Source organism: Rhodopirellula sp. J20-39, from assembly GCF_057365095.1.
In genome coordinates this window covers 7,091,514-7,109,628 of sequence record NZ_CP195123.1, presented here as the reverse complement: position 1 = coordinate 7,109,628, position 18,115 = coordinate 7,091,514, and the positions used below count along the sequence as shown (strand labels likewise).

Annotated in this window: 11 protein-coding genes and 1 pseudogene; 11 read left to right on the top strand and 1 reads right to left on the bottom strand. The window is 50.3% G+C overall.

Features of this window, described 5'->3' with window-relative positions:
• Window positions 1-2 precede the first annotated feature (2 nt).
• The 4 genes from ACR3ZL_RS25945 (at window position 3) to ACR3ZL_RS25930 (ending at window position 6,219) form a co-directional block, all read left to right on the top strand.
• Window positions 3-1,160, top strand: a complete 1,158-nt coding sequence (locus tag ACR3ZL_RS25945) for an aromatic ring-hydroxylating oxygenase subunit alpha (RefSeq protein ID WP_473650201.1) — start codon at window positions 3-5, stop codon at window positions 1,158-1,160.
• 26 nt (window positions 1,161-1,186) lie between these two features.
• On the top strand, window positions 1,187-1,990 hold the full coding sequence (locus tag ACR3ZL_RS25940; RefSeq protein WP_473650202.1) for an SDR family oxidoreductase: 804 nt from the start codon (window positions 1,187-1,189) through the stop codon (window positions 1,988-1,990).
• 885 nt (window positions 1,991-2,875) lie between these two features.
• Complete coding sequence (locus ACR3ZL_RS25935; RefSeq protein WP_473650203.1) at window positions 2,876-3,538, top strand: hypothetical protein; 663 nt, start codon at window positions 2,876-2,878, stop codon at window positions 3,536-3,538.
• A 266-nt stretch (window positions 3,539-3,804) separates the two neighbouring features.
• Complete coding sequence (locus tag ACR3ZL_RS25930) at window positions 3,805-6,219, top strand: polysaccharide biosynthesis tyrosine autokinase (RefSeq protein ID WP_473650204.1); 2,415 nt, start codon at window positions 3,805-3,807, stop codon at window positions 6,217-6,219.
• Window positions 6,220-7,105: 886 nt separating this feature from the next.
• Here ACR3ZL_RS25930 and ACR3ZL_RS25925 read toward each other — a convergent pair.
• Window positions 7,106-8,731, bottom strand: a complete 1,626-nt coding sequence (locus tag ACR3ZL_RS25925; RefSeq protein WP_486173074.1) for a glycosyltransferase — start codon at window positions 8,729-8,731, stop codon at window positions 7,106-7,108.
• A gap of 741 nt (window positions 8,732-9,472) precedes the next feature.
• Here ACR3ZL_RS25925 and ACR3ZL_RS25920 point away from each other — a divergent pair.
• The 7 genes and pseudogenes from ACR3ZL_RS25920 to ACR3ZL_RS25890 all read left to right on the top strand — a co-directional run bounded on the left by ACR3ZL_RS25920 (window position 9,473) and on the right by ACR3ZL_RS25890 (window position 18,048).
• Window positions 9,473-10,960, top strand: coding sequence for a sugar transferase (locus ACR3ZL_RS25920; protein WP_473650206.1), 1,488 nt, complete (start codon window positions 9,473-9,475; stop codon window positions 10,958-10,960).
• 257 nt (window positions 10,961-11,217) lie between these two features.
• Complete coding sequence (locus tag ACR3ZL_RS25915; RefSeq protein ID WP_473650207.1) at window positions 11,218-12,309, top strand: glycosyltransferase; 1,092 nt, start codon at window positions 11,218-11,220, stop codon at window positions 12,307-12,309.
• Between the two features lie 476 nt (window positions 12,310-12,785).
• Window positions 12,786-13,727 carry a sulfotransferase domain-containing protein gene (locus tag ACR3ZL_RS25910; protein ID WP_473650208.1) on the top strand — a complete coding sequence of 314 codons (942 nt, stop codon included), beginning with the start codon at window positions 12,786-12,788 and terminating at the stop codon, window positions 13,725-13,727.
• The gene (locus tag ACR3ZL_RS25905; RefSeq protein WP_473650209.1) at window positions 13,724-14,845 is read left to right on the top strand and encodes a glycosyltransferase; all 1,122 of its coding nucleotides are present in this window, start codon (window positions 13,724-13,726) and stop codon (window positions 14,843-14,845) included. The genes ACR3ZL_RS25910 and ACR3ZL_RS25905 overlap by 4 nt, the downstream gene beginning before the upstream one ends.
• Window positions 14,846-14,859: 14 nt before the next feature.
• Complete coding sequence (locus tag ACR3ZL_RS25900; RefSeq protein ID WP_473650210.1) at window positions 14,860-15,894, top strand: hypothetical protein; 1,035 nt, start codon at window positions 14,860-14,862, stop codon at window positions 15,892-15,894.
• A 5-nt stretch (window positions 15,895-15,899) separates the two neighbouring features.
• Window positions 15,900-16,775, top strand: a complete 876-nt coding sequence (locus ACR3ZL_RS25895; RefSeq protein WP_473650211.1) for a sulfotransferase — start codon at window positions 15,900-15,902, stop codon at window positions 16,773-16,775.
• Between the two features lie 225 nt (window positions 16,776-17,000).
• Window positions 17,001-18,048, top strand: a pseudogene (locus ACR3ZL_RS25890) (integrase core domain-containing protein).
• Window positions 18,049-18,115: the final 67 nt, after the last annotated feature.

Below are 18,115 nucleotides of genomic sequence, written 5' to 3'. Positions count from 1 at the left end.
TCATGTATCAATGTGAATCGACGATGCCGGCATTGCTTGCGCCAGATCGTTACACAACCGAGTCAGCGCACACGCACGATGTCGAACAGTTGCGGAAGCGGACCTGGCAACTTGTCGCCGCGGCATCGCAATTGGCCAAGCCTGGCGATTATGTTGCGCTCACTCGATTGAATGTCCCCTTGTTGATTCGCAACCATGGAGGCGAACTAGTCGCAGTGCGAAATGCGTGTGCCCATCGTCAATGTGAATTGGTCGAAGTTGGGGTAGGGAATCGTGAGGAATTCAAGTGTGGCTACCATGGATGGTGTTACGGTTCAGATGGACGCACGCGAAAACTGCCCGTGTCGAAAGACTTCCCCGGTCTGGATCGAGAGACGTACCGACTCGATGTGTTTCCAATTCGACGCATTGGCGAGTTGATCTTTGTACGTTTGGAACCGACCGACGCGAACGCGATTGAACGGAGTGCCGGTGTGGCGAGTGAGTTTGATGATCTGGATCGATGGCAGGATTGGTCGGATGAATTTGCGGCGAGATGTGATTCGGATCGCTGGCAATTGATCATGAATGAGGAAATACGTTTCGACTGCAATTGGAAGGTCGCGTTGGAAGGATCCCTCGAAGGGTATCATCTTGAAGAGGTTCACCCGCACACATTCGGAGCAGCTCCTGATGAAGCGGATGTCGATCACAAGCTATATGAATCGGGAACGACTCTGGAAACGGTTGCTCGCAATGATTCGTGGATGACGAAATTGGAGATTTGGCTTGCCAAACAATCGGTAGGCAGCCACGATCCGATGTACCGCCATGTTCATGTTTTTCCCTGTGTGACGGGAGCATTTCAAGACAGTGCGAGTTTGATTTATCAGTTTTATCCATTGTCACCAAACCGCTCTGCGATGATTGCACTCGGGTTTGGCAGGCGTGCCAATCGTGGTGGTGCTTACGGCAAAATGCTATCGCGTTTTCGAGGATGGGGGGCCGCTGCATTGACCCGACGCCTGATTGCGGAAGATGGTGCGATCTTCCCTAAGGTTCAACGCGGCATGGAAGGACATCCAGACGGCAACCGGATTTTTGGGAGATGCGAGGAACGATTGGATGCGTTTCATCGGCACTGGGTTGCAACCGAAACAATGCAAAGGCCCTCTCAATGACTCATACGGGAAATACAGAAAGAACGATGACTCAATCAGGATCGGATATCCGCTCATTGCAAGGCAGGATCGCGCTCGTCACTGGCGCGAGCCGCGGAATTGGACGCGCAATTGCGATCCGCTTGGCTCATGCGGGCGCCAATGTCGCGATCAACTTCTTAAACTCGCAGCCCCAGGCAATCGACGTTGCGAAAGAGATCGCCGGCATCCAGCTCTCCCAACCGGGCAATAGCGAGGTGATGCTAGTCAAAGCGGATGTGTCTCGACGAGAAGATGTCTTCGCCATGGTGGAAGAGGTAGAGTCGCGATGGGGCGGTCTAGATATCGTAATTAGTAACGCGGCTGCAGGGGGCTTTCGAGATCTTGCCGACCTGACCCAAGTTAATCTTGAAGCCGTTTTAAGGAACAATTCAGCACCCGTTGTGTGGCTTGCTCAAGCGTCTGCCGCGTCGCTGTCGAAATCCGAAGGGCATGGGAAAGTAGTTGCCGTTAGTAGCCACGGATCACGTTGGGCAGTTCCTCACTACGGAGCGATCGGCGCGTCCAAAGCTGCCTTAGAGAGCTTGGTACGGCACTTGGCGTTGGAATATGGCGATCAAGGCATTAACTTTAATTGCGTCTTGCCTGGAATCATCGCCACGGAGGCCATTGCGAGCATGCCGGGCGCAGATGATTTGGTACAGGCAGCCGGCGAACGCATGATGTCCGGAACGAGGACCCTTGTGGCAGAGGACGTTGCTAACGTGGTTGCGTTCTTAAGCAGTCAGGATAGCGATCTGATTCAAGGGCAAACCATTGTGGTCGATGGCGGCGTCAGTATCCGGATTTAGATGGACGATCCAAACAGCCTACCTACAACCGCGATGGAACGTTACCTGGCCCGATCAAGCCACGGTTCGGGGATGGTATTTGACATCACTTTGATCCTGGAAGGAAAGATTGAAGTTGATCAAATCCGAAAAGCTTGGTTCCAAACGATTGAAAAACATCCTCGACTGTTTGCTCATTTGACAGGCCGAGGTCGGAAGCAAGTCTGGGTTCAACAACCTCACGCTGATCAAGCTTCATTCGCGTACCACGCGGTCGAGACGGAATCCTCCGTTTCGTGTGCTCCCGACATTGCGACCAATCTCAGCGAGCAACCTACTGTCTGCCCTCGTGCAGGCATTGGAACGCGTTGCCTTCTGCGGTCCCGAGCAAGCTCTCGATCGCCTTGTGAAACGCAGTGGACAGTGCATCTTCAGTTTCACCACGCTTGCTGTGACGGTGTTGGTGCCATTCGTGTGTTTGGTCAGTTCGCTAAGGCCTATGTCGGTGAAACAAAGTCCACTGGTTCTGAATCTGAAAACCAAGTTATCGCTACAGAATCTAAGCAATCGGTCGAACTAAAAGCACCGCAGTCGAAAGCTGCGAGAATCGCAATTCCCGATTGGAAGAATATTTGGACGACGATCCGAGGTCGTAATATTCGGCTGAGTCGGCACTTGCCTCCTCTCGGGCGAAGTGGCTCTACTCAACAAGACCCTGGCCTAGCGGCAGAACGCAGGCCGTCCTCTACAAATGCAAATGAGCCGGAATGGTGCAAGCAGCGTGGTGCTGTTTATCAAGAAGGCTCGTTATCTTCCGCAACCCGAAAAGAAACTGTTGGTAGTGAACGACCACCGCAAAAAACACAGCATAAATCCTCGATCGATGACTGCGATGGACATTGTCGATTGCTGTTCTCCAAATCCGACAGTGACCGAATTCGATTGGCGATCAAAAACGCCAACGTCAATCTCAACGACTGGGCCACTGCAATCACGTTGAAGACGTTAGCCGAGCTAACGCCTAACACTGCATCACGGTCCAATCACTTGACGGTTCTTAATCCAGTCGAAACAAGAGATTGGAACGACCGCCATGACACAAACAATCACATTGGTCTAGCATTTATTCGGCGAACCCACGATCAAGTTGACGACGTCGTAAGCTTGATCCAATCCGTTTCGCATCAGATGCAAGACGTTCGTCGATACGGAACGGCCGCCGAAATGGAAGCTGGTATCGCGATCGCCGAGCACATTCCAGGTATGCTAAGACTATTCGAACATCTAGGTACCTTTACTCCCACCGCAGCAGTGACGTGCCTCGCTGGCTTGCGACTTGGAAAGCGTTTTGGTGTCGCTTTTCAAGGTGATTCCCACTGGATCGGTGAGGCGGAAGTTAAAGACATTCGTTTCCAAGCCCCGATTCAATCCGGAGGTGAAGTGTCTATCGCCGTGTGGGATTTTGCGGGGCAACTGACCATCTCTTGTCGTGTCGCGAATGGTCAGGACTCGAAAACCAGCAAAGTTTTCTTGGAACGCTGGCGTAAATGCTCAGTTGTCGCGATTTGAATCAACTTAACCATGATAAATCATGACGTATCTTCGCTCATTCGGCTTGCATGCTGTACCGCGTTAGAGGACCCAAACGTTAACGATAGCTTCGATTCAATGGAGCTTAGGTCCACCAAAGCCGCGAATACGGTCTGCCCACCCCCAATTCCTTGAGAACCCCCCTTTTTAGCTTGACGATTCGCCGTAAGCCAGTGATTATTGGTTGATTGAAATAGGCTGGAGAACGGGCCAGTAGCAGGTATTTATAGCAACGATCAACAAGCGTGTACTCTCCACGCGAGCACCAAATTGAAATGATTATGGCGGAATCCAGCAACCCAAAAAACCGTGTTCGTAGCCTCACGCGACGGCCTGAGGCGGACGATCAGGGTGAAACACTCGACGTGCTTGAAATCCTCAGCCGTCAACGTTGGCTGATCATGTTCTTGACGGTATGTGGCTTGACCGCGGGTGTTGCTTATGCTTTGACCTCGCAGGTCTGGTACGAGTCCACTGCGACGGTTTTGATTAACCAAAAAAGCGCAGGCCTAGGAGGTGATAGTACCGGACAATCTATGGTGGACGAGGACATCCTCGCCAACCATATACAGCTAATCCAAAGCCGGATGATTATCGGCGAGGCGCTTGAGCAAAACGAATTGGTCGCTCTTCCTTCAATTGTGGAGCAACTTGATGAGAGCAAACCTGAATTCGATTCTGTTGATTATGTCATTGAACAGCTTTCGATTGTTAAGGGAGGTGATGGTTCCGCTAAGAGTGCAAGAAGCCTAAATGTAACCTTTACGCACTCAGATTCTGGTGACGCTCAAACAATCCTGACCGCAGTGATGAAACGCTACGAGCAGTTCATTATCGCGCAGGTCGAACAATTGATGGGTCGTGCCAATGAGATGGTTAACGAGGCCAAGCAAGAAGTCGAAGCTGACTTGCTCGCCGCAGAACAAGAACATTTGCAGTCACGACAGGAAGCACCTTTGTTCTTTCAAGGTGAAGGCAGCAGTAATGTTTACCAGGATCGCTATCGTCGACTGCAAGAAGAATTGCTCGACATTGATATTCAAGAATCGACCGTGCGAACTCGGCTTGAACGGGTCGAAGCAACCCTGAAGGAGATGGACGATTCTGGCAATGCTTTTGACCACCTGGACAAACTAGCGTTAATCGACAGCGAGAGTCTTGAGCGACTGGGAGTCTTTGCTGGCTTGCAAATGAGTGCGGCGGATTCAGCAGAATTCAAAGCGGCAATGCCAGCCAAAATGGAAGAAGCTCGCACTCAAATCACGCACCTTTTGAAACTTAATAGTGAGAAGCAGCGACTCACTTCCGTTTTCGGTGCCGCTCACCCAAAAGTGCAGGAGATCGAAAGCGAGATCACGCTGGTCAAGCAATTCTTGCAGGACAAGCAGGATATTACGAGTCCGACCTCCGCGTTCGGTGACAGTTCGCTTTCTCCGGAGGGTTTGCTAAAAGCCTACGTGGGGTTTCTCCAGCATGATTTGGCCGCGCTTGCCGAACGGCGGAAAGAGTTGACTTTCTTGGCTTCGGATGCGGAGACAAAAGCTAAAGAACTCATCGAATTTGAACTGACCGACATGGTCTTGCAGAAGAAGATTGCACGGCAGGAGGCTTTGTTTGAGGGGATCGTGCAGCAGTTGCGAGCACTGGACACTGCCAGCGGCCTGAGTGGCTACCTCTACGAATTCTTGGAGGTCCCGCGCACAGGGGTTAAATCCTGGCCGAAGCTACCACTGTGTGGATTGGGGGGGCTGATGCTCGGCCTGTTCTCCGGCTTGTTCTTAGCGGTCGCCAACGATGTGCGTGATGGTCGATTCCGCTCCTCCGCTGAACTCGATGAAGCGATTGGCTTGCCGAGCCTAGGCCGAGTCGGCAAGCTCAATTCAATCAAGCAGGGCATCACCGGATTGATTGCCACCGAGTTATCACCCGATGCCGAAGCGTTTCGCTTAGGACGCACTGTGTTGCTACCCGATATCCGCAAGGGCAACCTGCGCTCAATCGGCTTCACGAGCCCCATGCAAGGCGACGGAAAATCAACTGTGGCTTCCAATTTCGCCGTTTCCTTCTCGCAAGTTGGCTTGAAGGTGCTCGTTATCGATGCAGACCTTCGCCGCCCCAGCGCCCACCGCTACTTTAGTATCGGAAAAGAAGACGGTCTCTGCGACCTGCTTGAAAGCCGAATCAGCTTCGACGAGGCCGTCCAAGAGACGCGAGCTGAAAACGTCTCCGTGATCCCCGCAGGATCCCATAGTTCCACGCCAGCTGAACTGCTGCAATCGAATAAGTTCGACGAAATTATCGAAACAGCAAAGGAGAAGTACGACGTCGTCCTAGTGGATTTACCGCCAGTGCTCGCTGTCTCCGATCCCGTTGTCGTCTTGCCGCGACTCGATGGTGGAGTTTTGGTAGTCAAGGTCTCCAGCGTCCGCCGAGACGAAGTGGTCAACAGCCTCCGCCGCGTTGAATCCTCTCACGGCAATTTCGTCGGCTGTATGCTCAACGCATTTGGAGCAGGCAAGAAATTCGACTCCGATGGCGGTTACTACGGCTACTACAAGAGTGACTACACCCGCGGGCCAGCCAGAGGAGCTTCTTCTTCACCAACTCGCTCGCCAGGCAGCGTTCAGGTATCTGCCGACGTCAACGGAAAGCATGACTGAGTGCTTCGCCTGACAGCGCTACTTTGATTAGCCGTCTGGGTGTTCGTGGCCTGTGGTTTTATTGAGCGGTTTGGTCGATAGCCCCGGTTCTGGCACCGCGAAGGAATGCGAAATCAATTAATTGCGTAGTGACGAGGCAACTAGCTGGCGGTTACCCGCAAGGATCTCGAAGGGATTTCAGATGCTAGCCGTAGGTCGCGATAGCGCACCTACGGTTAATCAAGGATGACCGACCCCGGAACGCGTCGCAACAACCATGTCGGAAGATTTGCGACCGCTTTCGTGGTCGAATTGATGGTATTTCGAGATGTTCGCGGTCGCTCAAATCCCCGGCTACCATCTTTGCAGCGACCATCCACCATCCACCATACAGCACGCTGATGCTGAGAGTTGTTAAGTGAATATTAGCGGTCGGGGTTGAGGAACGACAGACTAATAACGCCATGTCACCACGAAATACACCGAACTCGCGAAAATCCAGGATTCGCTCTCATTGAGCAGACCGGCAGTGGCCACTTTTCGTTTCGTTTTATTTGAAATTTTCATGGTCAAATAACATCGCCGGTAGGGAGATTCCAACTCGCTGTCCGGGGCAGTGCCAAGTTCTGTAAGTCTTGCCTCAGGTGAATCTGGAGTCGGAGTTTGATCGGGGTGTTCTATTGCCCAAGGAGAACCTTCCTGCAGCAAAACTAAGGCATGGCAAATCTCGAAAGTGCTCCCAATCGTGCAAAATAACTTTCCAAAATCACTCGCCAACTCACACTAATCCGAGCGCTCCGGACCGAGACGCGTGAGTACCGGTGTGTAGTCGGTCGGTGTCCGGCCTTGTTGTAGCGTTTAACGATAAGTTCAGAAGCGATTGTCTGGCTTGGAAATTGATCTTACACTAGCGAATCGCTAATGATTGCAGGTCTGACATGAATTGGTTTAAAATTGCATCCTTGTTCAAAAAGTCCACCGCGTATTGCCGCGCCGCTTGTGACAACTGGACACGCAGCGACTCGTCCACAGCCAACTGGTTGATCGCACTAGCGAAGGCCTTGACGTCATCCGGCAGCACCACGATGCCACGGCCCTTCACTACGTCGGCGATCTGAGTTCCAGGGCTAGCACACGCAACCACGGGGCGCCCTGTCGCCAGCATTCCCGCTATTTTTAAAGGCAGCGCCAAGTCCGTCGCACCAGCCCGCTGGGGCAACAAATGGATGTCAGCACAATTCATTAGTGCGTTAAAGCGGGCAAGCGGCTGGACTGGCAAAAGCTGGACGTTTGGTAGCGAATCACAGGTGTTCGCCAGTGACTCAAACGATGTCCCAGTCCCGCAGATTACATAGTGTAAGCGTGCGTCACCACCGGTTAGCCGAGCCGCTTCAACAATTAATTCCAGCCCCTGCCCAGCACCGAAGTTGCCCGCGTACAAGGCTACGCATTTGCCTGGTGGGATGTCAAACAAATTTCGCAGCGCATTCATCGTCTCACGGGACGAGCTAGATCCTGAAGTTTTTTCTTCGCCGGACCACGTTGCGGATACAGCCTCAGCGATCTCCGAAACGCCCCGAGCCGGTATTAGCGACTCAAGCCGGTTCCCGACTGGCGAAGCCTCCACTTGACTGCTTGCACGTTTCGTAGTGTTCGGATAGCGCCGGTAGAGTGCCTCGCTAGTTTCCGACAAGATGCCTTGCCAATTACTCGTGACGGGTAGGGTTGGGGGGGCGAGTGTATCAAGATGCTCACCATGTAGCTCGCCTGGCCAAACCAGGGGTTGCATAGCGTCGCAATCAACCCAGTTTGGGAAGGGCACGAGACGGTCCTCGTTCACTCCTTTTTGCACTAATTTCATTAGCATGTTGGGGGCGATACTGCTGACACAATCGAACCGCCGCATCAAGAAAGTCTCCACCGCCAGCACGAACTGTTTTAGTATTCGCTGTTTTAGCACCCCTGAATCAATCGCGTCATCGATTTCAAGGTCCTGGATATGCAGCCAGCATTTCGCGCCGCACACCCGAGACGCGATCCAGTCGGTCGGCATGCACATCGCCGCAGTCTCTACCGTCATGACAACATCTGGCCGAAAACGTAAGGACTTCCACACCACAATCGGGATGCTCGACAACCCAAACGAAGCCAGGTGGAGCACTCGCTTCAGCCCGGTCGCCTTCGTTGGCACCCATAATGGGCATCGAATGACTTCGATGGAGTTGCGAGACGCGCGTTGTGAGCGGCGAAGAGTCTTCGGCGAAGCAGTATCTTTGTCCAAAGGTGCTTGCTCTCCGCTCGCTCCATGCAACTCGTCACTGGATGCTCCCGCCTCACGAGCGGTTGGCCATTCGCGATTGTAGGCCATGCCCGAAAAACCAGGCAGAATCGCGAACTGTGGAAAATGAGGCGGCGCGGTTACTACCACGACCTCGTGTCCCGCCTCCGCCAATCTTGCAACCATCTCTCCTGTGTATCTCCCAACCCCAATTTCTTCAGGCGAGTAATTCAATGCGTGCAGTAATATCTTCAATAGTTTCAATTCCAGGAAAAATCCCAGCGAACAATGGTAAACTGGTGCCCAGTTGAAGATAGCCTACGGTCCAGGAATTTCAATTTTGTCGGCTGCGATCCGAGGGAAAGCCATTATTGGCAAAATTACTTATTTACAGCCTATCGGACAAATTGAGTGTCTGAAGCTGACTAAGGCTGCCCGCCTTCCCGCAAGAGAAATTCGGCTAAACGTTATAAAACATCGATATTTCTGTGTTGCTATCGTTGAAGCTAAAATTTGCCTACCTAGACTGGAATCGACGTTTAGCATTTTCGGTTTATCTGCCCCCCATCCAGCCAGCGTTTTATAGACCAGGCTGAAATCGCGGGCATCGCGAGTTAATTCTCCGGGCGAGTGTGCAACGAAGGCTACTAGATGCCTGCCTGCAAGAATGTCGTCTTCATCGGGTACTGCAGTTAAACAAACCCCTCACTTTATGGGCACTTGCCTGCCTTTATGTCACATTGTCGGATCCATGGAATCAATCAGCCTCAAGTTTTGTGAAAGTCTAACGGCGTTGACTTCTTTTCTGGTTGCGACAGTTATAATGCTGCCGTCTCAACACATGGCAATCACTTGTCACGTGGAGTAAGTCCTTTTACTTGACTGCCTCTCTTAGGTAAGAGATTTATGCCGCAATTCGCTACAAGTCCGGTGCCTATTGGCGTTGTCTGTACGGATACGATCGAACAACTTGACCCATTCGTCCCGAGTGCTGCAATGGACGACCATCGCCGCTCTGCACGAATCCACGACCGTTCAATACGGCGGCGGATTACCCGCAACAAGGCGAACGGTGTCGGTCAGGTACTCCTAACGCTGGCGCCGCTGCTCGCCGCTGATGTAGCTGCGTTGTTTTGCTCTGTCCTGATTGCGGCGATGCCACTTTATGTCCTAGGTTACCTTGGGCTTCAATCGTGGTTGTTGCTAAACAGCATTTGCATTGTGGCGTTTTTTATTGTATGCGCGACGATTTACGGCTTGTATCCCGGAACAGGAATGAGCCCTGTTTTAGAATTGCGTCAAAGTGTCCTTGCAGCGATTGCTTCTTTCGCGTTTGCGATCACCGCCAATCTCGTTCTGGCGACTCTTAGCCGAAGTGAGCTTGTTGTGTTTTTCATTGCGGTCATTGTCGCTTCGCTTCTGGTTCCCCTGGCTCGACTGACGGCGCGACGAGTCTGCTCCAGGACAAGTTGGTGGGGCGAAAACGCAGTAATCGTCGGTTCAGGTCCTCAAGGCCGTGCGATCTACCGATTCTATTCTCGTGCTCCGCAGCGAGGCCTTCGCCCTATCGGTGTCGTTGACTTTTCTAGAACAGCTTCCGCAGAAAAATCGTTGGAACTAGCTGGTATACCGTACCTTGGATCCGTGCAGAAGCTGGAGCGTTTGCGTCGAAAAACACAAGCCCGATGGTCGATTGTCGCCCCCGGTGGCTGCGAGCACATTGACATGAGCGAGGTCCTCTCCCATGCCGGCAACTTCTCCAATGTTTTAATTCTACCCTCCCAGATGCAGCTCCCAAGCCTGTGGTCGGGATCGCGGGAGTGTGCCGGTGCAATGGGGATCCACTTGAAGGATCACTTGCACAACCACCCTGCAAGAGCCGTGAAAAGGCTCGTCGATATTTGTGTATCCGCACTCTCTCTGGCCATTCTTTCTCCATTCATCATCGCCTTCATCTTCCTTTTGAAGTTACGTGACCCTGGCCCCGCGTTCTATGGACAAACCCGCGTCGGCAAGAATGGAAAGCAATTCAAGGCCTGGAAGTTCCGAACGATGGTCATCGACGCTGAACAAGTATTAGAGGAATATCTCGAGAATGACCTTGACATGCGTCAGGAATGGATCGAATACCAGAAGCTACAGAGCGACCCTCGTGTCATTTCTGGCATCGGCTCATTTCTACGCAAGACAAGCCTCGATGAATTGCCCCAATTATGGAATGTACTGAAAGGTGACATGAGCTTGGTAGGGCCACGACCGTGCATGACATCTCAGACCTCTCTTTACGGCGACGTTCTTCCTCTCTACCAACGAGTTCGACCAGGAATCACTGGTCTCTGGCAAGTCTCCGGCCGTAATAAAACAACCTACGGCCAACGTGTCCGTTTTGATAGCTACTACGTCACGAACTGGTCCCCCTGGCTTGATATCTATATCCTAATCCACACCTTAAAAACAATAGCATTTCGCGAAGGCGCTTATTAACGCAACTTCAAACCTGAGAAAAATTTTCGAACCAACAAATTACTCGACAACCAAGAAGAAATAAGCAACCAAAGACGCAAGAGGCGTTGCCCCAAGGCTGATTTTGCATCGCACGAATTGCAGTCCACCAAAGCAGCTCCGCAAACACCCACAGAAAGCCAACAGGCTAATATACATTTCCCGAACTTTACGCTTAGGCCAATTTTCTGCCATTCGTCTATCATGGAATCTTTCTTCACTCCTCAATCACCTGCGCTGTGACAACAGTACTTCATATAACAGAGTGCCTCGGCGGTGGAGTAGAATCTGCAATCGCAAAGTACATTCAAGAATCGCCAAAGCACGTCGGACACCACGTTCTCTCTATATCCGGCCGAAACAGTGACCAAAATGGTGAAATATTCCAGACTGAGATCGTAAATTTCGAAGAGTTGAAATGCCCCTTCGTAGTCACCCCATCTGCAATCTGGAAACGCTACTTAAGCTTACGCCCTGATTTCGTTCATCTCCACTCAGCGTTTGCGGGCGTGTTCGGCAGGATGAGTTTCATTCCCAAATCGAAAATTATCTACACTCCTCACTGCTACGCATTCGAGATAACGTCGAAAAGCACTTTATCCAGATTCTCTTACCGTCTTGTCGAGGAGTTGCTGGCAGCTCGTACTGGCACGACGGCTGCCTGTGGAAAGCACGAAGCAACTCTTGCACGATCATTACTTCTAAGCCGCGATGTCGTTGCATTGAATAACGCTGTCCTGCCTACCTCCGCGACTCCGAAGCTGGGAAACGACATGCGTGAAAGAGCTCCAATAATCGGAATGCTCGGACGGGCATGCAAACAGAAAGGCGTCGATTTCTTTATAGAATCCGTTCTAGCAATCCGGAAGCATGGGCTGGACGCTGAATTTTGCTGGATCGGGGGAGGCGAAAAGGATCTTGAAAATCAACTGATAGAAAATGGAATTCGGGTTACCGGGTGGATCAGCAAAACAAAAGCGATTCAACACTTGCGTGAATTAGATGCATACATCCATTCTGCAGCTTGGGAGGGAAATCCAATAGCAGTCATAGAAGCAGCATCATTGCATAAGCCGATCTTTGCCAGGCGAATAGATTCAATTGCAGTGTACGGATCGGACCTCTGTTTCAAAGACCCGAGCGAACTTGGGAATGCAGTAGCAACATCCTTAACTAGCTCACAAATAGACCACAGAGCATTAGAATTGAGCAAGAATGTGCAAGCTGGCAATTCAGTTAGCGATCTGCGAAGGATACTCCAAAGCCTATATTATTCGCGGCATAAACAATCGCCCCCCCCGAAAAACGACTCCTCCATAGAAATGCCTTAAGCATCACCAGCGTGGCCAGAACTTACTAGTACAGATAAGGTACGTCAGACTATAGAACTAATCGCATTTACGCCATTGGCAGAGTCACCGCTTGAACCAGTAGCGGAGCAGAACAAAGATAAAACGTTTGGGCTTGCCACCTTCTTTTCGCAATCAACCGCCACGGACTAACGATACCTCCAGCATCGATGAATATTCTCCGCACTGCCTTTACTACACACCCGGCTATACGAGTGCAGTTGACAGCCGCGAGACCGTGAAATCCATCGACGCGATTGTACAACTGTTGACATAGCCCCCTTGCGAAGGAAACCGAACTAGCAATATTTCCCCGTCAATGGCTTCGAGACAGGCAGAATAGCTCGGTAACTTCCGCACACTCGGTAACCTCCACACAACTGACTTCGTGTTTACGCAAGCATATGTCACACTTCACCATGCTGATCTCGCAAACCTTCGCATTCAGAGATAATTAAGTGTCTTCAAGTTGCTTCCCTGATTTCGTAATACCTGGTGCCATGAAGGCAGGAACAACTACTCTAGCTTCCTGCTTGGAGAGGCACCCGCAAATCGGCTTCTCCTTCCCAAAAGAACCAACACTTCTAATTAACCACGATTACAAACAAATGAATCTGGGGTTTGACGTACCAGCTCCACATCAACTTGAGAAAGCATATGCAAGGTGTTTTAACCATGCTCCAAGAAGTACTCTGTGGGGTGAAGGTAGCGTCGCGTACTTTTCGGCTTGCGAAAGCCCGGGTTTGGTAGCCGGCCGAAACCCTGATGTGAAAGCTATCTTTGTTCTGCGAGACCCCATTGCCAGAACTCAGTCTGCGTACCATTACTCAAAAAGTCGCTTTGATGAATGTGCCGGGACATTCCAGCAAGCTCTAGAAGAAGAAGTGTTAGGGCACCGGGATAATTACTGGCCAACCTTGCGACACCTGCACTACTCTCAGTACGTGGAGCATTTGAATCGCTGGAAAAAGGTGATTAAGCCGGGCAATATGCTTATTATTGAGTTCGAAGAGTTGATTAGTAAGCCATTAGAAACGCTAAACATTACATGCCAATTTCTTGGAGTTTCGGACCTGCAAATCTCTGCCATAGAAAACATGCAGAGGAACAAAACTGTGTACACCGATTCTGCAATTAAGAAATTCGCGATGAGGTTTTTGTACCAACCAAGCAAGAGCAAGAAAATCATGAAACGTTTATTACCAGGCCGCATTCGCCGAAAACTGAAAATTACTGCCCAAGATGTGATGGCCAGGAAGAGCATCAATACGCCAGAATTGAACGAGCACTGCAAGAGCATTCTAAAAAAACAGTTCTGCGGCATCGAAAAAAACTTGATCCAGGAGTTTGGCTTCAAGCCAAAACACTGGAAATACTTGAAGGAAGTATGCTGCTCATGAAAATCGTTCACGTCATACCAAAACTTGTCCAAGGAGGTGCTGAGACGCTACTGCGCAACTACCTAGCCGCGTCTACTTCTGCCCACAGCCACCAGGTCCTTACACTCTTTTCCGATAACGACGAGCGAATACTCAATCCCATTGCAGACAAAACGGAGTCGAGGAGTTCAACCTCCTACTTACAACTAATCGTCGACATTCCAAGAATTCGACGTAAGATTCATCAAATGCAGCCGGACCTGGTGGTAGCATGGATGTACCATGCAGCAGCAATGATACCGATACTGGTGCCCCGACAGGCGAATTCGCTGGCCTATCTACATAACACAGATCTCGCCAGCACTGCAAAAGCACTGGAGAGATGGACCCAGAAGCTACTCGGTCCCGTAGCCCGTTTTCAGAAACTGAACCTTCTGTATTGCGGAAAATCTTCTCGCGCTTTTCATGAAAAAACTCTTGGTTACCCCAGCGTTTTCGGCTCATCAATACCGAACGGTATTCCGCTTGATCAGTTTACTCCTAACAACGCCAACCGCCGACGGATTCGCCAAGGCCTAGATATTCCTGAAGAGGCATTCGTGCTTGGGTGTTTTGGCCGATTTAACCCGCAAAAGAACTGGCCACTGATCCTGAACGCAACTCGAAACGCTCGCATTGCGAGAAAGGACGTGTTCCTAATTGCGGCGGGCCATGGTGTATCGACAGAAAACAGTCAATTCGTGCGACTCATAAATGAATACGATATTGCGGATGCTGTGCGTGCAGTTGGTAATCAATCAGACACTGGTCCGTTTTACGATGCTATTGACATATTTCTCCTAGCATCTACTTATGGCGAAGCATTTCCACTAGTGCTAGTCGAAGCTTTAGCGATGGGAAAGCCCGCCATTGCGACAGACGTTGGTGCCGCTGGAGAGATATTAGCAGGGATCTGCAAGCCAGTGGATCGACACTCGCCAACCGCCTTTATTGATCAAGTGGTTAGTGCTGTGAACGGAAGTTGGCCACCACTTGCTGTAGACCCTGCCGTACTTCGACATCGAGCTGAATCCATGTATGGCATGGCCGAATACGTTTCGCGGTTGGATAAGATATTTTCCGAGGCGGCAGAAAGATGACTTCGAGAAATCCTTTGAAGATCAGTCGTTCTAAACTTCGTGCAATCGGCACCCGATTATTTGTAGTAGCTCTCATCTTGGGACCACTAATTCCATTGCGTGGTTTAATCGCGCCAGCTGACCACGAAGGTTACCTGGAAGTCATAGAGAATGTTGAAGGCACACAGCACGAGAGCGACCTAAGCTCTAAGCAGCACGTTGGGATCTTTTTCAACATCGTGACTCAACTGATGCCATACTGGGTTTTCACAAACGCTGTTTTGATAATCTATCTCTGGTTTCTTTCAGCAACGGTAAAAACATTCAGTTCATACTGTATTGCCTTAGTCATAACGCTTCCGATGTTTATTCACTTCAACTATGTTTCGAAAGAAGCAATTTTGGGGTTCATTGCGGTCTCCGGGATGCTTTCAGCTAGGTTTGCCGGAAAAAAGTTTGGGTACATTGTGTTTATCTCAGGAACACTTCTTTTTGCAGTCTATATAAGGCCGTACTACGCACTGCCAATTACAGCAACCTTGATTGTCTCTGGGCTAGGATTGCGTTGGGGAACCATCACAACTGCCGCAGGATTCCTTTTCTGCATCGTTGCATTCCCGTTGCCACTCCAGATACTCGAACAGCAGCGCGTACAAATGCACACAGCTTCTCAAGCCAAATTTGGGACCAGAACAGTCTACCCGAACATTGACGTGTCGGAAGATCTGCCACTAGTGGCACAGTCAATACGTAACTATCTCGTAGTTCTCTTAGAAACGCTCTTCCCTATTTCCTGGGCGACAAGCATTAAAGATATCTATGCTCAGATATTCATTATTGCGTTGCTCGTCTTAATTTCTGGAGCCGTCCGCGATGGAGACCGACTATTCTCAACATTCGGCATTTTTTTAGTTCTCACGATCCCCTTTTTCAGCCCCGACCTGGGAACAACGCTACGACATTTTTCGGCTTCTGCCATGTGTCTTTCACTTGGGATCGCCTTCAACAAGTTATCCCGTGATCAACACACCTCCATAAAGCCATTCGCACTAACCCCAGTCTACATTTAGCTACCATGTCCTTTCAGCACACGCTGCAATATCCCAGCACCATTTTCGTTGGCCCTCTAAAAACAGGGACAACCTGGGTTCATGAATACCTTTCATGTACCGATGCAGTTCTGCTTCCAAAGGGCACAAAGGAGACGTTTTATTTCGATCGTCATTACGACTCAGGGCCGTCCACCTACGCAAGTTTTTTTAGGGAACCCAAATCAGACAAACGACAGGTGAAAGTCGAAGTGGCTCCGAGCTATGCGGGCAGTACGACAGCTGCGATCCAACGAATTGCGAGAGACCTAGATAATGTTAAAATCGTTATCTCTGTTCGCGACCCGGTGAAACGCAGCCTATCGCAGTTTTGGCACGAAGTACGGTACGGTTATTACCACCAGAACATTGAAAAATACTTAACTAACGACGATCCAATTATCCAAAGAAGCCTATACCCGCAGATGCTGGCAGAAGCCGTTGAATTGCTTGGAAAAGAAAGGGTAAGTGTCATTGTTTTTGAAGAGCTTTGTAGTGACGCACACTTGTTTTGCGCTCGAGTATGCTGCTGCCTTGGAATTCCATTTTTCCGGCCAAATGATTCACTAGTCAACAATGCTAGCAATGAGAGACAAACGCCTCGCAATGCATTTGTATCAAAGATGTCAACTAGTTTTTCCGACTCTCTCAAGCGCATGGGGTTGCATTCACTGCCAGCGACAGCCAGGAAATTTGGGATGAGATCTCTTCTGGAACGGCCTCAAAATAGGAATGAGAAATCAGTAACCGATGAAATTGAATTTCGGATACGCGAGTTGATCGGCTTCGATTATCACGAATTTCTTGAGTCCGCAAAACCTTTCATCCCGCCTGTCAATTCTTCATTGGAAATGAAGTTCTGAGGTCTAATATGCAGAAATTCAAGTGACGCTTATTTAGCACCTTCTGAAGACAACGACCGTCAATATCCGGAGTAATCAGCGGGCTTTTTCAGGGCCTCGAACTGCTGACTATCTCTGACCGACGGAAAACGAGGTAGCCGGGTGACCTGCACCCAAGAAACTGATCCATGCAAGGTGAGAAAATCGGGCTAACATCGATTCGGCATTTTCTTGGAAAGAACGCCGATGAAGAAGTCAAAATTTACCGATCAGCAGATCGCTTTTGCGCTCAAGCAGGCTGATAAGGGGACGCCGATCGTGGGGTCTGCCGTAAGCTCAGAACTAGTCAGCAGACGTTTTGCCGATGGATCAAGAAGTTCGCCGGACTTTGCACCGAAGAACTTCGGCGCCTGAAGCACCTTGAAGATGAAAATAAGCGTTTGAGGTCACTGGTCGCAGACTTAGGTTTAGACAAACAAATTCTGCAGGATGTCCTGCCAAAAAAACTCTAAGGCCTGCTCGCCTTCGTGAATGCTTTAAGGGAGCGAAGTCTTGTTGCCGAATCAACGAGCGTCGAGCCTGCGGTTTGGCTGACCTAGCTCGTTCGAGTCATCGCTACCAGTCCACGAAGGATCACCAGGCCGCACTGCGATTGCACATTTTGCTTCGCCGAGAAGGTTGGGAGGTCAACGCCAAACGGATCTATCGGCTTTACCACGAAGAAAAATTGAGTTTACGAATAACGACTTCTAAACTACGTGTGAGTCGTCGAACCCGTGTCGATCGCCCAAATGCGCCTCACATCAACGACTGCTGGGCGATGTTTTTTTTGTTTGCCGGTCGCCAGATTCGGCTTTTGATGATAGTCGATCGCTTCACTCGTGAGAGTCTTGCGATTTAGGTCCCTCAGCGGTTGCAAGGCAAGATCGCTGCCGCAGTTCTGGAAGGCCTGGCATGCAATCGAAAGCTGTCGAAGTCGATCCGAGACGACAACGGTCCCGAGTTCGCATCGAAAGTTTGAAATCGATGGGCGTACTCCAATGGCGTCGTGCTTGAGTTCAGTAGACCCGGAAAACCAACGGATAAGGCAGTAATCGAATCGTTCAAAGGAAGCGTCCGCGCCGAATGCCTCAACAAAAATTGGTTATTGTCGCTTTACGATGCAAAGGAGAAGCTCAAAGCTTGGCGAGTTGACTACAACAAACATCAACCTCACAGAGATTTGGCGAGTTTTTTACAACGAATCGGACGTATTAAATCCGAAGACCTTCACCAAAGGAATCTCGCAAGCTAAAAAGCAATAGTTGGTACTCGCCAGTTATAAGCTAATGCAAAGCCCGTCAGCTAGCACGAGTAGACCA